Origin of the sequence: Lentilactobacillus sp. TOM.63 (assembly GCF_030361045.1) — a bacterium.
Taxonomy (GTDB): Bacteria; Bacillota; Bacilli; order Lactobacillales; family Lactobacillaceae; genus Lentilactobacillus; species Lentilactobacillus dabitei.
In genome coordinates, this window is record NZ_JAUCAP010000048.1 from 1 (window position 1) to 18,809 (window position 18,809).

At 41.1% G+C, this 18,809-nt stretch carries 13 protein-coding genes and 1 pseudogene; 2 read left to right on the forward strand and 12 right to left on the reverse strand.

Going from position 1 to position 18,809, the window contains the following annotated elements:
* Positions 1–104: 104 nt before the first annotated feature.
* The 6 genes from QUF07_RS09555 to ykzS form a co-directional block, all read right to left on the reverse strand.
* A complete protein-coding gene (locus QUF07_RS09555; RefSeq protein WP_217341481.1) occupies positions 105–2,168 on the reverse strand; it encodes an LTA synthase family protein in 2,064 nt (687 codons plus the stop codon).
* Between the two features lie 35 nt (positions 2,169–2,203).
* Positions 2,204–3,232 carry a lysylphosphatidylglycerol synthase transmembrane domain-containing protein gene (locus QUF07_RS09560; RefSeq protein ID WP_217163931.1) on the reverse strand — a complete coding sequence of 343 codons (1,029 nt, stop codon included), beginning with the start codon at positions 3,230–3,232 and terminating at the stop codon, positions 2,204–2,206.
* Positions 3,233–3,234: 2 nt separating this feature from the next.
* Complete coding sequence (locus tag QUF07_RS09565) at positions 3,235–4,257, reverse strand: glycosyltransferase family 4 protein (protein ID WP_217163933.1); 1,023 nt, start codon at positions 4,255–4,257, stop codon at positions 3,235–3,237.
* A 23-nt stretch (positions 4,258–4,280) separates the two neighbouring features.
* The gene (locus QUF07_RS09570; RefSeq protein ID WP_217163935.1) at positions 4,281–5,465 is read right to left on the reverse strand and encodes a glycosyltransferase family 4 protein; all 1,185 of its coding nucleotides are present in this window, start codon (positions 5,463–5,465) and stop codon (positions 4,281–4,283) included.
* A gap of 303 nt (positions 5,466–5,768) precedes the next feature.
* Entirely contained in the window at positions 5,769–6,035 is a 267-nt protein-coding gene (locus tag QUF07_RS09575; RefSeq protein ID WP_054748547.1) for a phosphocarrier protein HPr, read from the reverse strand.
* A gap of 132 nt (positions 6,036–6,167) precedes the next feature.
* Positions 6,168–6,377 (reverse strand): protein YkzS, encoded by a 210-nt coding sequence (gene ykzS / locus QUF07_RS09580; protein WP_217163938.1) that lies wholly within the window; start codon positions 6,375–6,377, stop codon positions 6,168–6,170.
* A 149-nt stretch (positions 6,378–6,526) separates the two neighbouring features.
* Between ykzS and QUF07_RS09585 the strand changes: the two genes are divergently transcribed.
* Complete coding sequence (locus QUF07_RS09585; protein WP_289427296.1) at positions 6,527–8,773, forward strand: ATP-dependent Clp protease ATP-binding subunit; 2,247 nt, start codon at positions 6,527–6,529, stop codon at positions 8,771–8,773.
* A 154-nt stretch (positions 8,774–8,927) separates the two neighbouring features.
* Positions 8,928–10,070: a MucBP domain-containing protein gene (locus QUF07_RS09590; protein ID WP_217163943.1), complete on the forward strand. Its 1,143-nt coding sequence runs from the start codon at positions 8,928–8,930 to the stop codon at positions 10,068–10,070.
* Between the two features lie 236 nt (positions 10,071–10,306).
* On the opposite strand, the gene QUF07_RS09595 is transcribed toward QUF07_RS09590, so the two are convergent.
* From QUF07_RS09595 to QUF07_RS09620, 6 genes and pseudogenes are all read right to left on the reverse strand, one after another.
* Positions 10,307–11,734 (reverse strand): C69 family dipeptidase, encoded by a 1,428-nt coding sequence (locus QUF07_RS09595; RefSeq protein WP_217341479.1) that lies wholly within the window; start codon positions 11,732–11,734, stop codon positions 10,307–10,309.
* Between the two features lie 24 nt (positions 11,735–11,758).
* Positions 11,759–13,339, reverse strand: a complete 1,581-nt coding sequence (locus QUF07_RS09600) for a peptide chain release factor 3 (RefSeq protein ID WP_289427297.1) — start codon at positions 13,337–13,339, stop codon at positions 11,759–11,761.
* Between the two features lie 512 nt (positions 13,340–13,851).
* Entirely contained in the window at positions 13,852–15,873 is a 2,022-nt protein-coding gene (locus QUF07_RS09605) for a CDP-glycerol glycerophosphotransferase family protein (RefSeq protein WP_289427298.1), read from the reverse strand.
* 12 nt (positions 15,874–15,885) lie between these two features.
* Positions 15,886–16,734 carry a hypothetical protein gene (locus QUF07_RS09610; protein WP_217163951.1) on the reverse strand — a complete coding sequence of 283 codons (849 nt, stop codon included), beginning with the start codon at positions 16,732–16,734 and terminating at the stop codon, positions 15,886–15,888.
* A gap of 454 nt (positions 16,735–17,188) precedes the next feature.
* Entirely contained in the window at positions 17,189–17,599 is a 411-nt protein-coding gene (gene tagD, locus QUF07_RS09615; protein ID WP_008856956.1) for a glycerol-3-phosphate cytidylyltransferase, read from the reverse strand.
* Between the two features lie 121 nt (positions 17,600–17,720).
* A pseudogene (locus QUF07_RS09620) lies at positions 17,721–18,731 on the reverse strand (AI-2E family transporter); the annotation flags it as partial.
* Positions 18,732–18,809: the final 78 nt, after the last annotated feature.

Genomic DNA, 18,809 nt, shown 5'->3' on the forward strand with positions numbered 1-18,809 from the left:
AAACAAAAAGAGCCCTAATCACAAAGTGATTAGAACTCGAATTTAGTTTCACCAACAACAGTTGACGAAGAGCCAATATAAATTGGTCTTTCAGAGCCATCACCTTATTTTAATTCTGGCGCATCCGTCTTATATAAACTCATGGTCGACTTACCGCCATTCTTGGCTTCAATACTTGTTAGATGTTTTTCTTGGGCCTTCTTTAAATTATCAATCCCTTTAGTGTATTGATAGGTAAAGTCCTTACGGTTCACTTTCTTGAATCCCTTTGGTGTATAGAAGCGTAGCAAATCACCATAAATCACTCGATCTGAAAGCGATAATTCGGTTGTTACGTGGTTTTGGATGCTGGCAATTTCCTTCTTTTGCTTGGCATTGGGGGTGATTGCCTGACCCGTTTTAGTCAGGTACACCGTGCTACCAACCTTTGTATACTCAGGAGTAACAAAATCTCCGTTTCTAAAGGCAACCCGCTGATCATGCTGCTTGGATAACAAGTCAGTACCGAATTGAATCGTATTGTTATTCTTATCACCCAGTAGATGTAGCAAAGTAGGCAGCACATCGATTTCACCACCATAACTATGATCAACTTTCCCTTTTAGGCCATCTGCATGGATCATAAAGGGTACCTTCTGGAACTGAGCAAGATCATAATTATTAATCGATTTCTTGTGTAGGAGCTGGGCAATCGCCGGCCGATGATTATTGGAAATCCCATAATGGTCACCATAAACCACAATGACACTATTTTTCATCAAGCCAGTCTTACGAAGATAATTCAAAAATTCTGCAAATGCCTGGTCAAGGTAATGGGCGGTCTGAACGTATGGATCGACCGTCTTATCACCCGTTGTCGTTGCAGGAAAATCGGTATTCTTCTTATCCAATTCATACGGATAATGATTGGTAAGCGTAATCAGCTTTGCATAGAACGGTTGGGGTAATTGTTGAATATAGTTAGCGGCATCTCTAAAGAAGATCTTATCTTTCAAGCCATAACCAACACTGTATGAAGGCTTGATCTTGTAATACTGTGAACTAAAGAAATACTGATAGCCCCAGGACTTGTATGTACTATCCCGGTTCCAAAAACTGGGAACATCACCATGAAAGGCAGCAGTCGTATAACCCCGCTGATCGAGGATCGCAGGAGCTGCCTGATACGTATTTTGTGCGCCATAGGTCACCATTGCTGAACCTTGCGGCAAGCCATAAAGTGAGTTCTCCAACATCATTTCAGCATCTGAAGTTTTCCCTTGGGCAACTTGATGATAAAAATTATCAAAACTGACAGTATTCTTGTTACGGAAAAACTTGTTAATGTGTGGTGTGACTTCCTTACCATCCACTTTGTAATTAATCAAAAATTGTTGGAAACTTTCCAAATGAATGATAAAGACATTCTTCCCCTTTTCCTTACCAAAATACGCTGGATTGGGTTTGGCTCTGGTGTGCTTTAAGTATTTCAAAATACTATCCATGTCACTCGCCTTTGCATGCGACCGGGTAGCCGATTCCTTTTGAGTTTGGTACGCATTAAATGCTGCGTATTCATTTAGTCCTAAGTATTTAACAATATAGTTATTATCAAAAGTCCGAGTTAATAGACCGGTCCGATCAGAATTGGCCAGTCCGTACTCACCCCCCATTAACAATAGGGAAATGAACGAAATCAAAAGGGCATAACGCTTTTTGAACGGTTGGGCATCTGTCTTAATCCCATGGAAAACAAGTAATCCAATCAGAATTAAAATATCCAGGAAAATAAAGAAGTCACTAAATCGAACAATTTCGACGAGGCTCTTTCCGAGATTGTTCTGAACGTTCCCACTTCCCTTAATGATTCCCATTGACAAAAAGTCGGAGAATTCCCGGTAGTAGACAATGTTAGCAAAGATCCAGATAGTCTCCAAGAAATCGATAATCATCATCAGCCAGTATGAAAGTCGACCACTAAAGTATAAAGCAATTCCAAACGTCAGTAAGGCAGCTGGGATTGGATTCACTGCCAGCAGGAACTCCTGCATCCCACCCTTAACACCAAGCGAGAACTTGGTTAGGTAAACAATATACGTTTTAATACAAAAAAGTATGACGATCAGGAAGAAAAATCCCAACCGAGTATTCAAAATATTCGAAAAACGATATTTTTTATCAGATATCATCTTTGTTCCTCCAAAAATATCCGATAAACAGCCATTCAAGCTGGTTTATCAGAATCATCAACTTTATCTGGTTTGGTTAATAAAGCAAATGCCCCAGCAGCCATTCCGAAGTAGTATGTCAATAAACGCCAGAGAATCATGGCAAGTACCAACTTACTATTGCTTGAAATAAAACTATGAAACAATGATTCGAAACTAAACTCAGCACCACCTGACCCACCAGGAATCGGAAAGAGTGAAATAATCATGACAATCATAATGTGGAGACTGGTTACCATGAAAATATTGGCACTGTAATAGCCAAGTGAGAGCATAATGAAATATGGAATCAGGTAATAGAACAATAATTGGAAGAAAGTGAGCACGACAACCTTTAATAACAGCTTTGGCTGACGACCAATCCGAATGCTTTCCTCATATAAGTTGTCGATTTTTTCATAGAGAGTAACCCGCATGGCATAATATTTTTCGTCTTTTGTAAACCATTTTACCGGATGAAAAAGGATTTTGGTTACTTTTTTAGTGAATCTTGGCCAATACATAATCATTAAGAGGCCAACGATCACAAAAAAATGGATCAAAAAACCAAATAGCACGAACAATGCCAAAAAATGCAGCTTACTGGCAACAAAATGAAACCCAATAATTAAACTAATAAAAAAATTGATAACAATCATCGCCTGATAAACAACGAATTTCATTAGTAGAACCGAACTCGCACGACCGCCGTCAATCCCGGTTTGGAGCATCACAATGAGTTGCCCAGGTTGGCCACCAGACGAAAACGGCGTAATTCCATTAAATAATTGTTCGACTAATGGCACTCGTAACGCATCTTTGAGGGTAAAATTCTCAACGCGGTTTGAAACCAACACCTTGGTGACGAAACCTTCAATCACTAGATAGGCACAAATACATAGAAATGCCACCAGCAACCACCACGGATCAAGGGTGAAAAAATCATGAATCAATACACTTAACTTGATGTCCTTCATCGAGTACGCAAGAATGGCAGCACCAATGATCACCATTACAAATAGGGTGATTTTATTATTTCGTGACATTGTTACCCTTCCTCAGCTTGTTTCCTGTAAAAATCATACCAAACTTTTGCCAAGTGAGATTCTGAGTATCGCTCACTAGCCGTTTTCGTTACTTGCTTCAATTCATTCAGCTTGGCGTCATCGGTGATAAGCCCTACTAGTTGGTCATTCATCTCATTGACATCTTTTGCGGGCAAATAATAGCCGTCAATGATCGACTTATACAAGTCCAGGTCACGCAACATGACTGGTGTATTGGTCGCAAATGCCTCTAAGACAGACATTGGAAATAGCTCATTGTATGATGGTAAGATAAATAAATCGGCCAGGTTATAATAATCAACCATCTTTTGACGATCGATGATCCCCGGAAAAGCTAAATTGCTGGGCGGGTCCTTCACAATTTTCTCGAGTTCCGCGTACCCTTCAGTGATCTTGCCAAACGAAAAGCCACCCGTCCAGATAAATTGGACACTTGGATTGCGTTTGGCAAGTTCAACAAAGTCCAAAACGCCTTTTCGAGTTTGAATTTGACCACTGCCTAACACTGTAAACCGATCTTGCTTGTACCCATGAGTCGCTCTCAATTCGCGTTTACGCTGATTGTCAGCAGGATAGAACTCAGTTGGACTCACAAAATTTGGAATATACGTAATGTTGTCACTTGGAATGCCATACTTCTCCAACTTGGGAATAAACGATGGATTCACGACAACAATATGATCCATCCGTTTGTAAAACGCAATCACGTATTTGTAAAAGACTCCCTTAAACGGTTGAGGAATTTTTAAACTACCTTCCAAAGTCTCTGGAATGAAATGAACGTAGCCAATTTTTCGGCCCCGCTTCTTGGAGAAGGTAGAAAGGTAAAAACTGGGATTAATCGTGTGATAGTGACTGATATCCGCTTTGGCATAACTATTAATTGTAATCTGAAAGTCCTTTGGAAAGCGCTGCTTTAACATCGCAATTAATTCATCATAAGCACTACCCACACCTTGGCCCTTAACCTTGTCGGCAGTCGAGAACATGTTGATCTTAAGCATAGAAACTCCTTCAGAAACAGTAATTATTCGATATTAATCGTTGGATCTTTTGGCAACTCCTGTTCAACCGTCACGTTATGATAAAAATCGACAACCCGATCGGCAAATGTTTCAGCAGAAATCGTCTTGAGCTTTTTCTGTAAAATTCCTTTGGCTTTCCCTGTGTTATTTTGGACAGGTTCCGTGAGATAGTTAACAACCGCATCCACATATCCTGAAGCATCGTGATAGGTTTGCCCCAACGTCCGGTTGTTTAACAGCGCATCCGTGTAGTCGCTTGTTGTCACGACAACGGGCAACCCAGCAGCCATCGCTTCAATATAGGTCAGTCCTTGAGATTCAGATTCAGAGGCAGAAACAAACACATCCGCAGCCCGATAAAATGCGTTCACGTGGTCATTACTGATTTCGCCAGTAAAGATCACGTGATCAGCTAACCCGAGCTTATCAGCCTGATCCATCAAATCTTGTTTGGCCGGACCATCGCCGACAATCATTAATTTTGCATCGGGAACCTTAGTAAGAATATCCGGCACCCAGTCAATGACTTGGGCTAAATTCTTTTCATAAGCTAACCGGCTGATAGATAACATCAACGGCGTATCCCTTGAAATGTGATACTTGGTTCGAATATCGGTATGAAGTTCTTTGGCATACATGCCAATATCGATTCCGGTTGGGATGATCCGCATCTGACTTTTAACCCCATAGTCCGTTAATTTGTCGAGCACGCGATCACTTGGGGCAATTACGCCAGATAAGTGATAGCAGAATGCCAAAGTACCTTCCTTAACATGGACAGGTTTGAGCAGCTTACCATTGGCAACGTAATGCAAATAATCTTCATACATTGTGTGATAAGTATGAACACAGGGAATATTCAAATTCTTGGCTACAAATTTTCCAATCACACCCATTGAAAATTCCGTTTGGGTATGGACGATATCTAAATTCAGCTCTTTAGCAATTTCATAAGCTTGAAAAAGCCCCCGAACTGCGATCCGCCGATCTGTAAAGGAAATGAATGGAATACTGGAAAATCTGAATATGTTTCGTTCATATGTATCTTTATCAACGTGAGGATCAGTCGTCGTAAAAATGTAAACCTGGTTTCCTTGCCGTTCCAACTCGTTCTTAAGCGTTCGAATCGAGGTGGCGACCCCACTGACTTGTGGGAAATAGGTATCAGTAAAAATTCCAATGTTCACGACTAATTCCCCTTTCTGGTGGTACAATTTAGTATTTCGAAGGCAGCAGCAACACCACTAACGGTAGTATCTGGACCGTGTCGTTAAAATGTGCGCCCAGATCTGCACACTGTGCCAAAGTGACCGCTTCACCCATTGCAGACGGCACTGTAGTGTAACAATCGTTATAATTATATTGGTTTAGTTCTAGTATTGCAAACGAGTCAAACTAAAAAAACAAGCTGCTAATCAACCGTTTATAGCCGTTAGCAACTTGTTTTTTAAGTTATTTATAAGTCTAGTATTCATCACAATGAACATGAATTAGTCAGTGAGTCCTTCAGACTTCATTGTTTCACTGATTGCAGCAATTGCCTGCTTTTCGTCGTCGCCGTCAGCAGTAATTGTTACTGATGCACTTTGGCCAACACCCAATGACATCACACCCATGATTGATTTCAAGTTAACGGACTTTTCTTGATATTCAAGGGTAATATCTGAGTTAAACTTGCTTGCCGTCTGGACTAATAAAGTAGCTGGGCGAGCATGAATTCCTGTTTCTGCCACAATGTTATATTCACGTTTTTCCATTATAAATCATTCTCCTCTGATCAGTTTTATAAACTCCGAAAAATAATTTTAAAGTTAAAATTATTCCTTACTCATCTTAGAATAGCAATATATCAACCAAAATACAAGCTTAACCTCAACCGCTTACAGCATTTATTGCGTTTTTTTGTCATCTTCGTCGCGTTCAAAAACATATGTCACCACACCACCTTGATTTGCGGTCCCAATCACCCGCTTGCGCTTGTCAAAATTCATGTAGGCCACCTGGAAATCCATGAAGTGGTCTGGGTGCACTTCAATCCTATCAAGCTCTCCGGATTCTAGCTTCTTCAGTTGTTCCTCATAATTTACGTCTTCTGCCAATGGTTAATCATCTCCTTAAATGATCTGTTCAGTCCAATTACTTGATTACATCATATGTTGTTGTATAATAATTTCAAAGGTCAAAGTTGGTCAGTAACTTCATCCTTCGTTGTCCTTTTATTTTCTATATTAAAGGAGGAAAGCAATTAATGCTATGCCAAAATTGCCATAAGAATCCAGCAACCATTCATCTTTATGCGAGTGTGAATGGTCAAAAGCAAACAATTAACCTTTGCCAAAATTGCTATCAACTCCTATCGAACAAACAACGTAACACAGGAGGTGCTCAAAATATGGCTCAAGATCCATTTGGATTTGGTGGCTTAGACGACATTTTCCGCGCAATGCAAAACGGAAATGTTAATCCAAACTCCCAACAAGAAATTCCGCCTACCCAACCAATGGGACCAAATAACGGTGGCGGTCCAAGAGGTTTTCAACAAAATGGCAACTCACTTCTCGGCCAATATGGTATCAATTTAACCCAACTTGCCAGAGATGGGAAAGTTGATCCAGTTATCGGTCGTGATAATGAAATCCGTCGAGTCGTCGAAATCTTAAACCGTCGAACCAAGAATAATCCAGTTCTCATTGGAGAAGCTGGAGTTGGTAAAACAGCTGTTGTTGAAGGATTAGCCCAGGAAATTGTTTCTGGCAACGTGCCTTCAAAGCTGCAAAACAAACAAATTATTCGCCTTGACGTCGTTTCACTTGTTCAAGGAACCGGGATCCGGGGCCAATTTGAACAGAGAATGCAGCAATTAATCAAGGAAGTTCAAGACAATCCAGACATCATCCTATTCATCGATGAAATCCATGAAATTGTTGGTGCCGGAAATGCCGAGGGTGGCATGGACGCTGGTAACGTCTTAAAGCCCGCACTTGCCCGTGGCGAATTCCAGTTAATCGGTGCCACAACGTTAAAAGAATATCGTGATATCGAAAAAGATTCAGCTTTGGCTCGTCGACTTCAACCAGTGACAGTTGAAGAACCTTCACCAGAGGAATCGATCAAGATTTTGAAGGGTATCCAGAAACGTTATGAAGATTACCACCACGTTAAGTACACGGATGATGCGATTAAGGCAGCAGTTAAGTTGTCCGACCGTTACATTCAAGATCGATTCTTACCTGATAAGGCCATCGATTTACTCGATGAAGCCGGCTCTCGAAAGAATTTGACCATTAATGCGGTTGATCCTCACACGGTTGACGAAAAGATTCAAAATGCCGAGAAGCAGAAACAAGCTGCTTTGAAGAGTGAAGATTATGAAAAAGCCGCTTACTATCGTGATCAAGTAAGTAAGCTTGAAAAGACCAAGGAAAACGGCAGCGTTAATTCCGCAGATACCCCGCAAGTAACTGCAGAAGACATGGAAAAGATTGTCGAAGAGAAGACTGAAATTCCAGTTGGTGAATTACAAGCCAAGGAACAGCAACAACTTCGCAACTTAGCTCCTAACCTTGAAAAGCACGTCGTTGGTCAAAACGAAGCTGTTGAAAAGGTTGCTCGGGCTATTCGTCGTAACCGGGTTGGTTTCAATGGAACCGGCCGGCCAATCGGTTCATTCCTATTTGTCGGCCCTACCGGCGTTGGGAAAACTGAATTAGCTAAACAACTCGCCTATGAACTATTTGGTTCAAAGGATTCCATGATCCGGTTTGACATGTCTGAGTACATGGAGCCGCACTCAGTGGCTAAGTTGATTGGTTCACCTCCTGGCTACGTTGGGTACGAAGAAGCTGGTCAGTTAACTGAACAAGTTCGTCGTCACCCATACAGTCTGATTTTGTTGGATGAAGTTGAAAAAGCCCATCCTGATGTTCTTCACATGTTCCTTCAGATCCTTGACGATGGTCGTTTGACGGATAGCCAAGGACGGACGGTTTCATTTAAGGATACCATCATTATCATGACGAGTAACGCCGGCCAAGGTGATTCAGAAGCCAACGTTGGTTTTGGTGCTGCCGCTACCGGCAAGACCCACTCAATCATTGACAAGTTGACCAACTACTTCAAACCAGAACTATTAAACCGTTTCGATGATGTTGTTGAATTCAGCCTACTCTCAAAGGAAAATCTCCAGAAGATTGTTTCGCTGATGATCGATGATGTTAACAACATGCTTGCCCAACAAGGATTGTTCATTAATGTGACTGATAAAGCCAAGGCTAAGTTGGTTGAATTAGGATTCAATCCGGCAATGGGTGCCCGACCACTTCGTCGAGTGATCCAAGAGCAGGTTGAAGATAAAGTCGCTGATTACTATCTTGATCATGAAGGTGCCGCTCGCTTAACTGCCGATGTTGATCGTAAAGGAAACATCGTCATTAAGACTGACAGTGAAGCAAAGCCTGCCACTAAATCAAATGGTTCAACTAAAAGTGATCAATAATTGATCAAAAAAGTGATTCGAGCAAATTGTTCGGACCACTTTTTTAGTACATAGAATTTGCCATAAAGAATTGTTCACCAATTATGAAGCGCTTGATTTCGCAGTCCCTTAGATTATGATATAATTTTATATAGAACCTTTTAGGAGATACGAAATGACGCTGATTGATTGGCTTAGACGAAAATTGAATAGTTCTCCCCCCATTCGTCCCCAAGCGCGGCAAAATCGCATTAATCGTCGCAATCATTACCGGCGACACAAACGGGAAACGGTTAACGTAGATCCTGGATCTGACTCAATTCAGTCCGCCGATAGCCGCCAAAATAAAGAAGTGCAACCAGCCCCTGCTGATCATCAGGTTAAAGAACCGCAACCAGTTGATCAAGCGCCAGCCAAAACCGACTTCAGTTACGAAAGCCGGCAACAATCACAAATTTCCATTTTTTATTTGGATGAAAATCAACACGAAATTCGCCCGGCAGACATTTTAAATGGCTTTAGCGGTGATCGTCTGCATTTTCGGTTTCCAACGTTTGCGGACTATTTCATCACTGCCATTGATAACTTCACAAGTTATTTTGAAGATGATGACCAAGAAATCACCGTTCATTACGAGTTGCGCCAAGGTCAGCCGGTCCTCATCTATTCTGTGGATACGGATACTGGCAACATTCTTCAATCTGTCAATATTTTGAGTGACAAATTGGGGAAGAAGTATCGAATTGATTGCCCAAATGTAGCTAATTATCGATTGATCACCAGTACAGGCAATACTTTGGGCCATTTCAACACTGACATTCAAAAAGTCATTTTTGCCTATCGGCGGGCCGACTGGAAAACGGTTCAACAAGTTGAGTATTACGTCAAGTTAACGCGCCACCATGATGTGTTTGATGAGCCCAATGGTCACATCCTGCGAACTGGGTTGCCAAAGAACCTGGTTTTAAAAGTCTTTGGTAGCGTCATTACTTCGAACGGTACCAGCTGGTTAAATATTGGCGGCTTTGAATGGATTAAGAATCATCTGCTTGAACCAAGTGACCCACCAGTTCAAGAAGTTGCTGGACCAATTACTGAAACATCCCGCAATCCAGTTCGGTTGTTTGGAACCATTAGTTTTGTCCCAGGGCGTTCGGTTGCGGTGTTTGACCAACCTTATGGAACTCAAACTAATGAATTACTTGATGGCAGCAGAGTCTCGATTGTCGCAACAATTGTGGACGATCAGGATTTAATTTGGTATGAATTAGCCGATCATTCGGTGATCCCTAGAAATTATGTGGCTGTTGATGAATGAAATTGTGAGCGTAACAAATAGCCGTTTTGATCCAAGTAATTGAAAATACTTTAGCAAATGTCTCAAAAAATTGTCCACCACAAAGGGCCCCTGACCATCAATCCACACTGGATTTTGGTCGGGGGCCCTTATTTCATTGCATTAAATTGCTAGGCTGCTAGCACGATGATGCCTTCAAAGGCCAAACTGCAAGCAGCCACTCTTTGAAGGTGAACGTAGGCTGCTATTTTTTCAGACTACAGGTTCTTATCATACTCAAAGGTTAACTTCGAAAGGTTTAATCCCTTTTCAATCAGCTGATGATTAAAATGCTCCGTGGCAATTCTCATCATTTTAACAACTTGATGATTCTGCTCTGTCAAATAATTCGTCAATTCAGATCCCTTCAAGCCCTTTGCTTCATCAATCGTATCTTGAACATGGCGACGAAGCTTTTCCTTGGAATCCGTCAAGAAATCAACATCATCTTGAGCAAACTCTGAATAGTGGGTTTCAACTAACATTGACAACTTTCGATACATCCAGTACGCACTTTCATCATCACAGTGCAATGGTGTGTTGGCATAGCTTTCGTCCGTATCATTAGCATTAGCAAAGAATGGCACGTATGGTGAAAATGCGGGTACCCCAAAGCAGAGCCACATAATTGCAGAACAGCCGCCCGTCACGTCATTACGAATCTGCAAAACATGGGAGTTTTGCGTCCGATTCATCGCAATTGGTCGGAACAGCGTCTTCGTGTCTTCGTTGCCTGGTGCTAAAGGATCATACTTAGTTTCATTGAAATGAGACCCCAAGACAAATTCAATATCCTCAACCGTGATCTTCTTATCTGTATGACAAATAAAAGGTAAGTCAGATGAAGTTGGATCTTGCTCAATTTCAGGGTTGAAATAGTGCTGACCATACCAAACCCGAGGCGTGTTATAGTGACGATCTTTTTCGTTATCCGTTCCAAAAATCCGCCGGAAATCAAAACCTGTTTTGTGATTATTTAAATGATATTTTTCAACAAACTCTTGAATCCCGTCAGAAGACATAAAATTATCAGAATCATTAAAATCAACTTGTTGAATCGCAACTTGGTTAGCTGCTACTGCATAAGCATCATCTGGAATTCGTTGAGCAACCCAATGATGTCCCGTTACAATTTCCATATACCAAACTTCGTTATGATCACTAAAAATCACACCGTTGCCTTCTGGTGACCCATACTTTTTAATCAAATTGCCAAGATATTTGACGCCATCTCGAGCTGAGTCAATGTATGGCAAAACCATTGACTGAAGAGAGTCTTCTGCCAAGCCATTTTTGACCAACGGATCATAGGCGAGGGCCCGTTCGTTACCATAAACACTTTCGGTCGCACTCATTGCAACATTTTTTTCGTTAAATCCACTTTCAGCGTAAACGCCTTCTTTAGCAACGTCTGCATTGGGGGTCAATGAATACCGGTAGCCATTTTTGGGTAGTGGGGCTTTAAACCCATTTTGGTTAGATACCCAAACTTCGTCACGATTAGAAACGGCCGGTTCAACGTAGAAACGTTGGGGTGTCAGTGGCAAAAATGTGTCATCATTTCTAGCAACCATTGTCGACCCGTCGATCGAGGCCTTCTTACCTACCAAAATTGTGGTACAAGCTGATAAATGTTTTGTAGCCATGTGTGAATCTCTTCTTTCCAAAAATTATAGTTTAGAAGTTAATTTTACATCTGGATACTTATCTTTGAACCATCGCAAGGCAAATTCATTCTCAAACAAGAATAATGGATTGCCAGCCCGATCTTTCACCAATAGATTTCGCGAGGATGACATTCTTTCATCAAGTTGGTCTGGATCAATCCACCTGGCAATCTTATGACCAAGGGATTCCATATTAACTTCAGAGTTATATTCATTTTTCATTCTGAACTGGAACACTTCAAATTGCAGCTGACCAACGGCTCCCAGAATGTAATCATTGGTCGTATAAGAAGTATAGATCTGAACAGCCCCTTCTTGGACGAGTTGATCAATTCCTTTATGAAATGATTTTTGCTTCATGACATTTTTTGCAGAAACCCGCACGAACAGCTCCGGTGTAAATTGTGGGAGCTTTTCGAATTCGATCGGCGATTTACCCGTATAAATCGTGTCACCAATTTGAAAGTTTCCGGTATCATAAAGACCGATAATATCACCGGCAACAGCCGTCTTAACATTTTCACGCGTATTTGCCATAAACTCAGTCACGTTTGACAGCCGCAACTTCTTCTTGGTCCGATAGAGGTTCACATCCATCCCCTTTTCGAATTCACCGGAACAAACTCTGACAAAAGCGATTCGATCCCGGTGATTAGGGTTCATATTAGCCTGAATCTTGAAAACAAATCCAGAGAAACGATCAGCATCTGGGGAAACCACATCGCCTTCCTCGGTCTTATGGGCACTTGGAGCTGGCGCATATTTCAAATAAGCGTCAAAGAACGTCTTAACCCCAAAGTTTACCAAGGCTGAACCGAAGAATACCGGTGTTAAATCTCCCGTGGCAATTTTAGCTTCGTCAAATTTATTACCGGCCGTATCCAGTAAGTCAATATTATCTTTAGTTTCTTGAAATTGATCATTTTCAGCCAGTTCTGGATCATTGATCGGATTGTTGTGATCATCCAATTTGACAATTGTGCTGTCCTTATCATGATCATGATTATATAGCTCAACTTGATGATTATAACGATCATAAATCCCATCGAGGGTCTTTCCCATTCCGATCGGCCAATTCATCGGGTAAGCGTCAATGCCTAAAACATTTTCCAATTCATCAATCAAATCCATGGGTTCACGGCCATCCCGGTCAAGCTTGTTCATAAATGTGAAAATGGGGATTCCCCGCATCTTACAAATTTGGAACAATTTTTTAGTTTGCGGCTCAATTCCTTTAGCCGAATCAATCACCATTACGGCTGAATCAACGGCCATCAAAGTCCGATAAGTATCCTCGGAGAAATCCTCATGCCCAGGGGTATCCAAAATATTAATCCGTTTGCCGGCATAATCAAACTGCATCACAGAACTGGTAACGGAAATTCCACGCTTCTGCTCAATTTCCATCCAGTCGGATTTAGCAAAGTTGCCGCTCTTTCGGCCCTTAACGGTACCTGCAGTACGAACAACTCCACCAAACAAAAGCAATTGTTCAGTGATAGTCGTTTTTCCGGCATCGGGGTGAGAAATGATCGCAAATGTGCGCCGGGTGCTGTCTTCCTTTTTTAATTGTTGGGTATTCATGTTAACTTCCTTTCAGACGAGTCAATAACTCATTAATTTTAACACGTTTTCGACCACGCTCCTAGTTGTGGTTATGATTTTGCCAGCATAAGTGTTGAACAGTGAATAGTTGGATACTTTTGAGACTGAAATTGTCACAAAAAGCAACTTGTTCTTAGAATCCATGCGAAAGAGGCTAGACCATATGTCAATTTCCGATCAGTAATCATTCGCGTGGATCGTCTCTGTTATTAGTAGAAAAGCGGCCAAAATGATTGATTCTGGTCATTTAACAAAAAGGACCAACTATCCCACCAGGAATAATTGATCCATTTCGTTCAATTCTGGGATCAAAGCAACGATTATCCCAGTCTGTTTTCGATTAAATAGCAAGGATCAACCGTTTATTGCGCGTCGCCGACATAAAGAGTTCCCTTGGCGGCAATCACACTGGCGTACCCTTCTAATTAAATAACGCTCAATTGCTGCTTAATAGCTCGTTCAAGCCCGTCTTGTCTACTCAACACACCCGTCTAGACACTTTCGATTTGGTGCATCACATAATTAACCACTTTCAGTGAACTTAAACCATCGTTAATTGCACAGAAACGATTATAGAAGTTCATGAATTTTTGGTTGGCACTCATATCTGGATGCGCCAAAGCATGATTAATTTCTGCTAACAATTCTTTTGAATTTCCAGCAATCTTACCGGGTAAATCCTTTTCGTAGTTGAGGTAAAATCCGCGAAGTTCCTCCTTATACAAGTGGTAATCGTATGGATAGAATAGGATTGGCCGCTTCAAATAGGCATAATCGAAGAACACCGAAGAGTAATCAGTAATTAATAGGTCTGATACCAAATACAAGTCACTGATGTTTGGATAATTTGAGAAGTCATACACAAAATCAGAATAATTCGAAATGTCTAAAGCGTTCGAAATCAAATAGTGCATTCTCAAAATCAAGACCGTATCATCCCCAAATGATTTACGGAAATCGTCCAAATCAAATGGGAGTTCAAATGTATACTTGCCCTTCTCAGCAAATTGATTGTCTCGATAAGTTGGCGCATACATCACAACCTTTTTGTCCAGCGGGATTCCAAGTTGTTCTTTGATTGCGACAATCTCATCGGGATTTGTATTAATTAATTCATCGTTTCGAGGATACCCAATCTTCAAAATTTGGTTGTTAAAACCAAAGGCCGACCGGAAAATTTGAGTCGAGTAATCGTTAGGTGATACTAAAGCATCCCAACGATTAGCTTCCCTGACAAAATTCTTATGATATTTCGCGGTTGTTGTTCCTGGCATCGAAACATTTTCGATATCCAGCCCCAACTTCTTCAATGGTGTCCCGTGCCAAGTTTGAATATAAGTGACATAGTTTGGCTTCTTGACCCAAGTTGGGAACCGGGCATTACTGATCCAGAATTGAGACTTTTCAAGTATTCGTACCCACTTGTTAGTCCGGCGAACCACGTAAGCAATTCCGTTTTGTTTACAGAATGATTTCTGTGAGCGGTCAATCGACCAGATCATATTTATCCCGGGATAAAGTGTCTTAAACACTTTATAGATTGCATACGGACTGTCACCCACTTGCCGGCCGCCAAAACTTTCAAAAATAATTGTCGTATTTTCGTATGGCGAATGGCCTGATCTAAATAAGAACCGCATTCGGGCAAGATTTAATTTATCTTGAACCATTCGGATGACATCGATGATACCATGGGCCTTGCCACCGGCAGCGCTAATCTTTTGCAGCAAGGATGCACCAAGAAATTCTTTAACCAAAATACCGTTATCAAACCGTTTCTCTAAGGTGATCATCCGGTTACCAGGTAATTGGGCAATGGTGGACTGGCCACTCAGTGATTTCGAAATGATCAATCTTTGAGTAATCTCGTTGCCCTCAAGATTGTATTTGATATACAATTCGCCCACTGAATTCTGAGGAATATCTGTGAGCGGAATCGAGACGGTGAACATCCCTTGGAACATCTTTTTAGAAACCGGATATTCCAATTTGCCGTTATTGGTTTGGTTTCTCAAAATAATCCGTTGGTTCTTAATCCTGATTCCATTAATCTTGTTGTAACCCGTCAACTCCAGGTCAGTATCCGTCAAGTTAACCGAGTTAATCATGAAATCTTCATCAGACTGGTGAGTCCGAATGTTAAACAGTGCCATCCCTTGCGCATCGCTGTTGAATTGATAGTAACTGGTCAGTTCCAACTGGTGACGATCACTCAAATATTCACTTTCAACTTGAATCACATTGGTATGATCGATGCCATTGTTGACCATAAAAATTTGCCATTCAAATTCAGTTTGGTCGGCCATGTCAAAATGAAAGTCCTGGGCATCAATATTAACCCGGACAATATTATGATTGAGAACCTTAGTGATCGGCTTCATGATGGAGGCCAAACTGTTCTTTTCAACAAATAACATATAGGCCTGCTCCAAAGAGCCGGTCACATCCAGTAATTCAAATTCTAAAACTTGAAGTCCCTTTTTTTGATGAACTCCGGAAAGTATCGCTCGCAATTTTATGTCCCCTTAATAGTTAAAGATTCGTTTACCCGGCAAATATTTGGCAGCTTCAACCAGGTGATCAATGTCGACGTATGTTTGTGCATTTTCAAGGTCCATGTTAAGCAGCACTTGATGGTAGAATGCATTGATATCATCGTAACGGCGATAATTCGTGTACGAAACAGCTTTGGTAATTGTTGACACTCCCTGGGCTTCGTAGCTTTTCAACATGTCATCGTCTTTTTGGCCTGGAAGCGCCGTTAACTCAGCTGGCAGCGGAATCACTGATGAATCCGTGAGATCATACGTCGTTTTTTGTGGTTGCAAATAGTTGGTAAATCTAAAGACTAATTGTCCCTTGGCATTCAACAATAAACTTTCATCCAATGAATTATTGGTATACTTTTCAATCCCAAAGAGTTTATCAGCGCTATCATAATTATTAATCTGAACAATGCGGCTGTTTTTATCAAACAAAATTGTATGTAGTCTGGTTGAATCCTCACCAAATAAGGTTTCAGCTACAATATTACCATCGGCCCCCACAAAGCGGGTCACCGGCAACTTACCGGCGTGCGACTCATAACTCTTCAATTGGGTGAGGTCTGGTGTTAAATAATCGTCATTAGTCAACGCAATCCCGTCATGATCTGCATAAATATCAGCCAAATTAATCAACCTGATGTTCTGCGTCTCAGCCGGCAATTTGATCAATTCAAATTCGCGCTTGGCTTGCCAGATTTCATCAAAATTCGTCATTGCAAGTAACACAACAATTTGGTAATTACTGTTGGCCAAGGCCATCAAACGGCTTCGGAACGTTGTCTTTCTGATACCTTGAATTGACCTGACCAAAAAAATTGCTCGTTGCATTTTATCCTCCTAAAAAATAAGTGAGCGGAACAAAGCGGTTAGGGATTGGAAGGTAAGTCTCCTCAGAGAGAAATTCCGGGTCTTGGAATTTTTCTCTGAGGTGCTTACCTGCAGATCCCTGCTTTGTGCAGCTGTCCTAATAAAGTGAGCGCAGGTTAGAAACTGGAACCTAAGTCTCCTTTTTCAGAAGGCCCCGGTCCTGGGACTTTTGTAAAAGGTGCTTAGGTGGAAGTTTTTGCTTTACGGAGCTATCCTAATAAAGTGAGCGGATCCAGGCGGTTAGAAGTCGGAGCGTAAGTCTCCTCGAACGGAAATTCCGGTTTGGGGAATTTTTGTTTGAGGTGCTTACCTGCAGACTTCTGCCTGGAGCAGCTGTCCTAATTACCCTCATAATAAAATGGGGCTGGTACAAAACACATCGTTTTGTTAACAGCCTCGTCATAAGTCATTTAAATTAAGCTTGCCAGTCTTTGGTATCCGTAAGGCCTAAGTCTTCTTTGATCTTTGTGGTTGAGATGCCTTCTGTTCTTGGCAAATAAACAACTTCACAGTAATCCTTTAGGAAGTCAAACTTTCCCTTCCAATCGTCACCCATAACAAAAATGTCAATATCACGATCTTGGACATCGTGAATTTTTTGATCCCAGTTGGTTTCAGGAATCACTTCATCAACATACTTGATTGCTTCCAGGATGTATTTTCGATCTTCGTATGACGTGTATGCTTTCTTACCTTTTTCAGCGTTGAATTCATCTGATGACAAGCAAACGGTGAGGTGGTCACCAAGTGCCTTAGCACGTTTTAATAAACGAACGTGACCCTTGTGAAGCAAATCAAACGTTCCATACGTAATTACTTTTTTCATAAAATCTCCTACTTAATCATTACTCTAATATTAGTCAAACTGAAAATAAACACATCTTAAATAGTAGCATAAACCACGTCAACGTCAATATTTATTAAATATTATTAATCCTTTTGACGGGTCAATCCAACTGATAAATGTTCCACAGATGGACGACAACCACTTTAACGACGGCGTAAAGGGGAATTGCCAAAATCATTCCCATTAAGCCGGCAATATTTCCAGCAGCCAACAAAATAATAATAATTGTGAGTGGATGAATCTCCAACGACTTACCAATAACGTTTGGATAAACCAAGTTACCATCAATTTGTTGGACAATCAAAACCACGATAATGTTGTAGATAACGCCCCAGAAACCGCCATGTGAGAAAGAAACGATCAATGCTGGCGCAATTCCAATGTAGGGTCCCAAATAAGGAATAATATTGCAAATCCCGGCGACTACCCCTAATAACAAAGCATATGGGGTGCCAATGATCAGATACCCGATTGCCGTGAAGGTTCCAACAAACAAACACTCAATCATTTGGCCTGAAATGTACTTGGAAATCGTGTGGCTCATCTCATACAAAAGCGCCATTGTTTGATCCTGATGCTTTTCTGGGAACAGCTTTTTAAGCGTCGGGGCCAGTCGATAGCCGTCTTTTAACATGTAAAACAGCACAACCGGCACAGTAACGGCAATGATCACCACATTAGCCGCAGCGGAAATAATGCCACCGATCCCCGTCGTCAACCCATTAAAAATGGTGTTCACATAACCGCTGATATTCTTGGAAAATTTATCAGTAATTTGGGTGAAATCAATCTGTTTAAGATAAGTTTGAGAATTCATTTGCTTAAAAAATTTTTCAAGCAAGTGCTGACCGTCATTCACCGCCCCAGGAACCTGATTTGCCAATGTAACTAACTGATCTACAATTTTGGGAATAAAGACTGTCGCAATCAAAGCAATAACACCAAGCAGCAGTAAAAAGACTAAAGTCGTTGCCCAGGTCCGAGAAATTCGATGTTTCCCCAGCCTCATTTTAGTAATCAAATTAACAATTGGATTCAGCATATAAAAAAGAATGCCTGCCAATAACAGTGGAATAAAAATTGTCGAGAAGAAAACCCCAATTGGGGAAAAGAAAGGTTCTACAATATCTGTTGTTGGTAATAGATTTTATCTATTACTGATGACAGATTTTTTGTTTCTCGTTAGAAT

Excerpts from the sequence above, each read along its gene's own strand:
- QUF07_RS09555 (WP_217341481.1), bottom strand. The coding sequence starts at position 2,168 with ATGATATCTGATAAAAAATATCGTTTTTCGAATATTTTGAATACTCGG.
- QUF07_RS09560 (WP_217163931.1), bottom strand. The coding sequence starts at position 3,232 with ATGTCACGAAATAATAAAATCACCCTATTTGTAATGGTGATCATTGGT.
- QUF07_RS09595 (WP_217341479.1), bottom strand. The coding sequence starts at position 11,734 with ATGGCTACAAAACATTTATCAGCTTGTACCACAATTTTGGTAGGTAAG.
- QUF07_RS09565 (WP_217163933.1), bottom strand. The coding sequence starts at position 4,257 with ATGCTTAAGATCAACATGTTCTCGACTGCCGACAAGGTTAAGGGCCAA.
- QUF07_RS09590 (WP_217163943.1), top strand. The coding sequence starts at position 8,928 with ATGACGCTGATTGATTGGCTTAGACGAAAATTGAATAGTTCTCCCCCC.
- QUF07_RS09575 (WP_054748547.1), bottom strand. The coding sequence starts at position 6,035 with ATGGAAAAACGTGAATATAACATTGTGGCAGAAACAGGAATTCATGCT.
- QUF07_RS09585 (WP_289427296.1), top strand. The coding sequence starts at position 6,527 with ATGCTATGCCAAAATTGCCATAAGAATCCAGCAACCATTCATCTTTAT.
- QUF07_RS09600 (WP_289427297.1), bottom strand. The coding sequence starts at position 13,339 with ATGAATACCCAACAATTAAAAAAGGAAGACAGCACCCGGCGCACATTT.
- QUF07_RS09610 (WP_217163951.1), bottom strand. The coding sequence starts at position 16,734 with ATGCAACGAGCAATTTTTTTGGTCAGGTCAATTCAAGGTATCAGAAAG.
- tagD (WP_008856956.1), bottom strand. The coding sequence starts at position 17,599 with ATGAAAAAAGTAATTACGTATGGAACGTTTGATTTGCTTCACAAGGGT.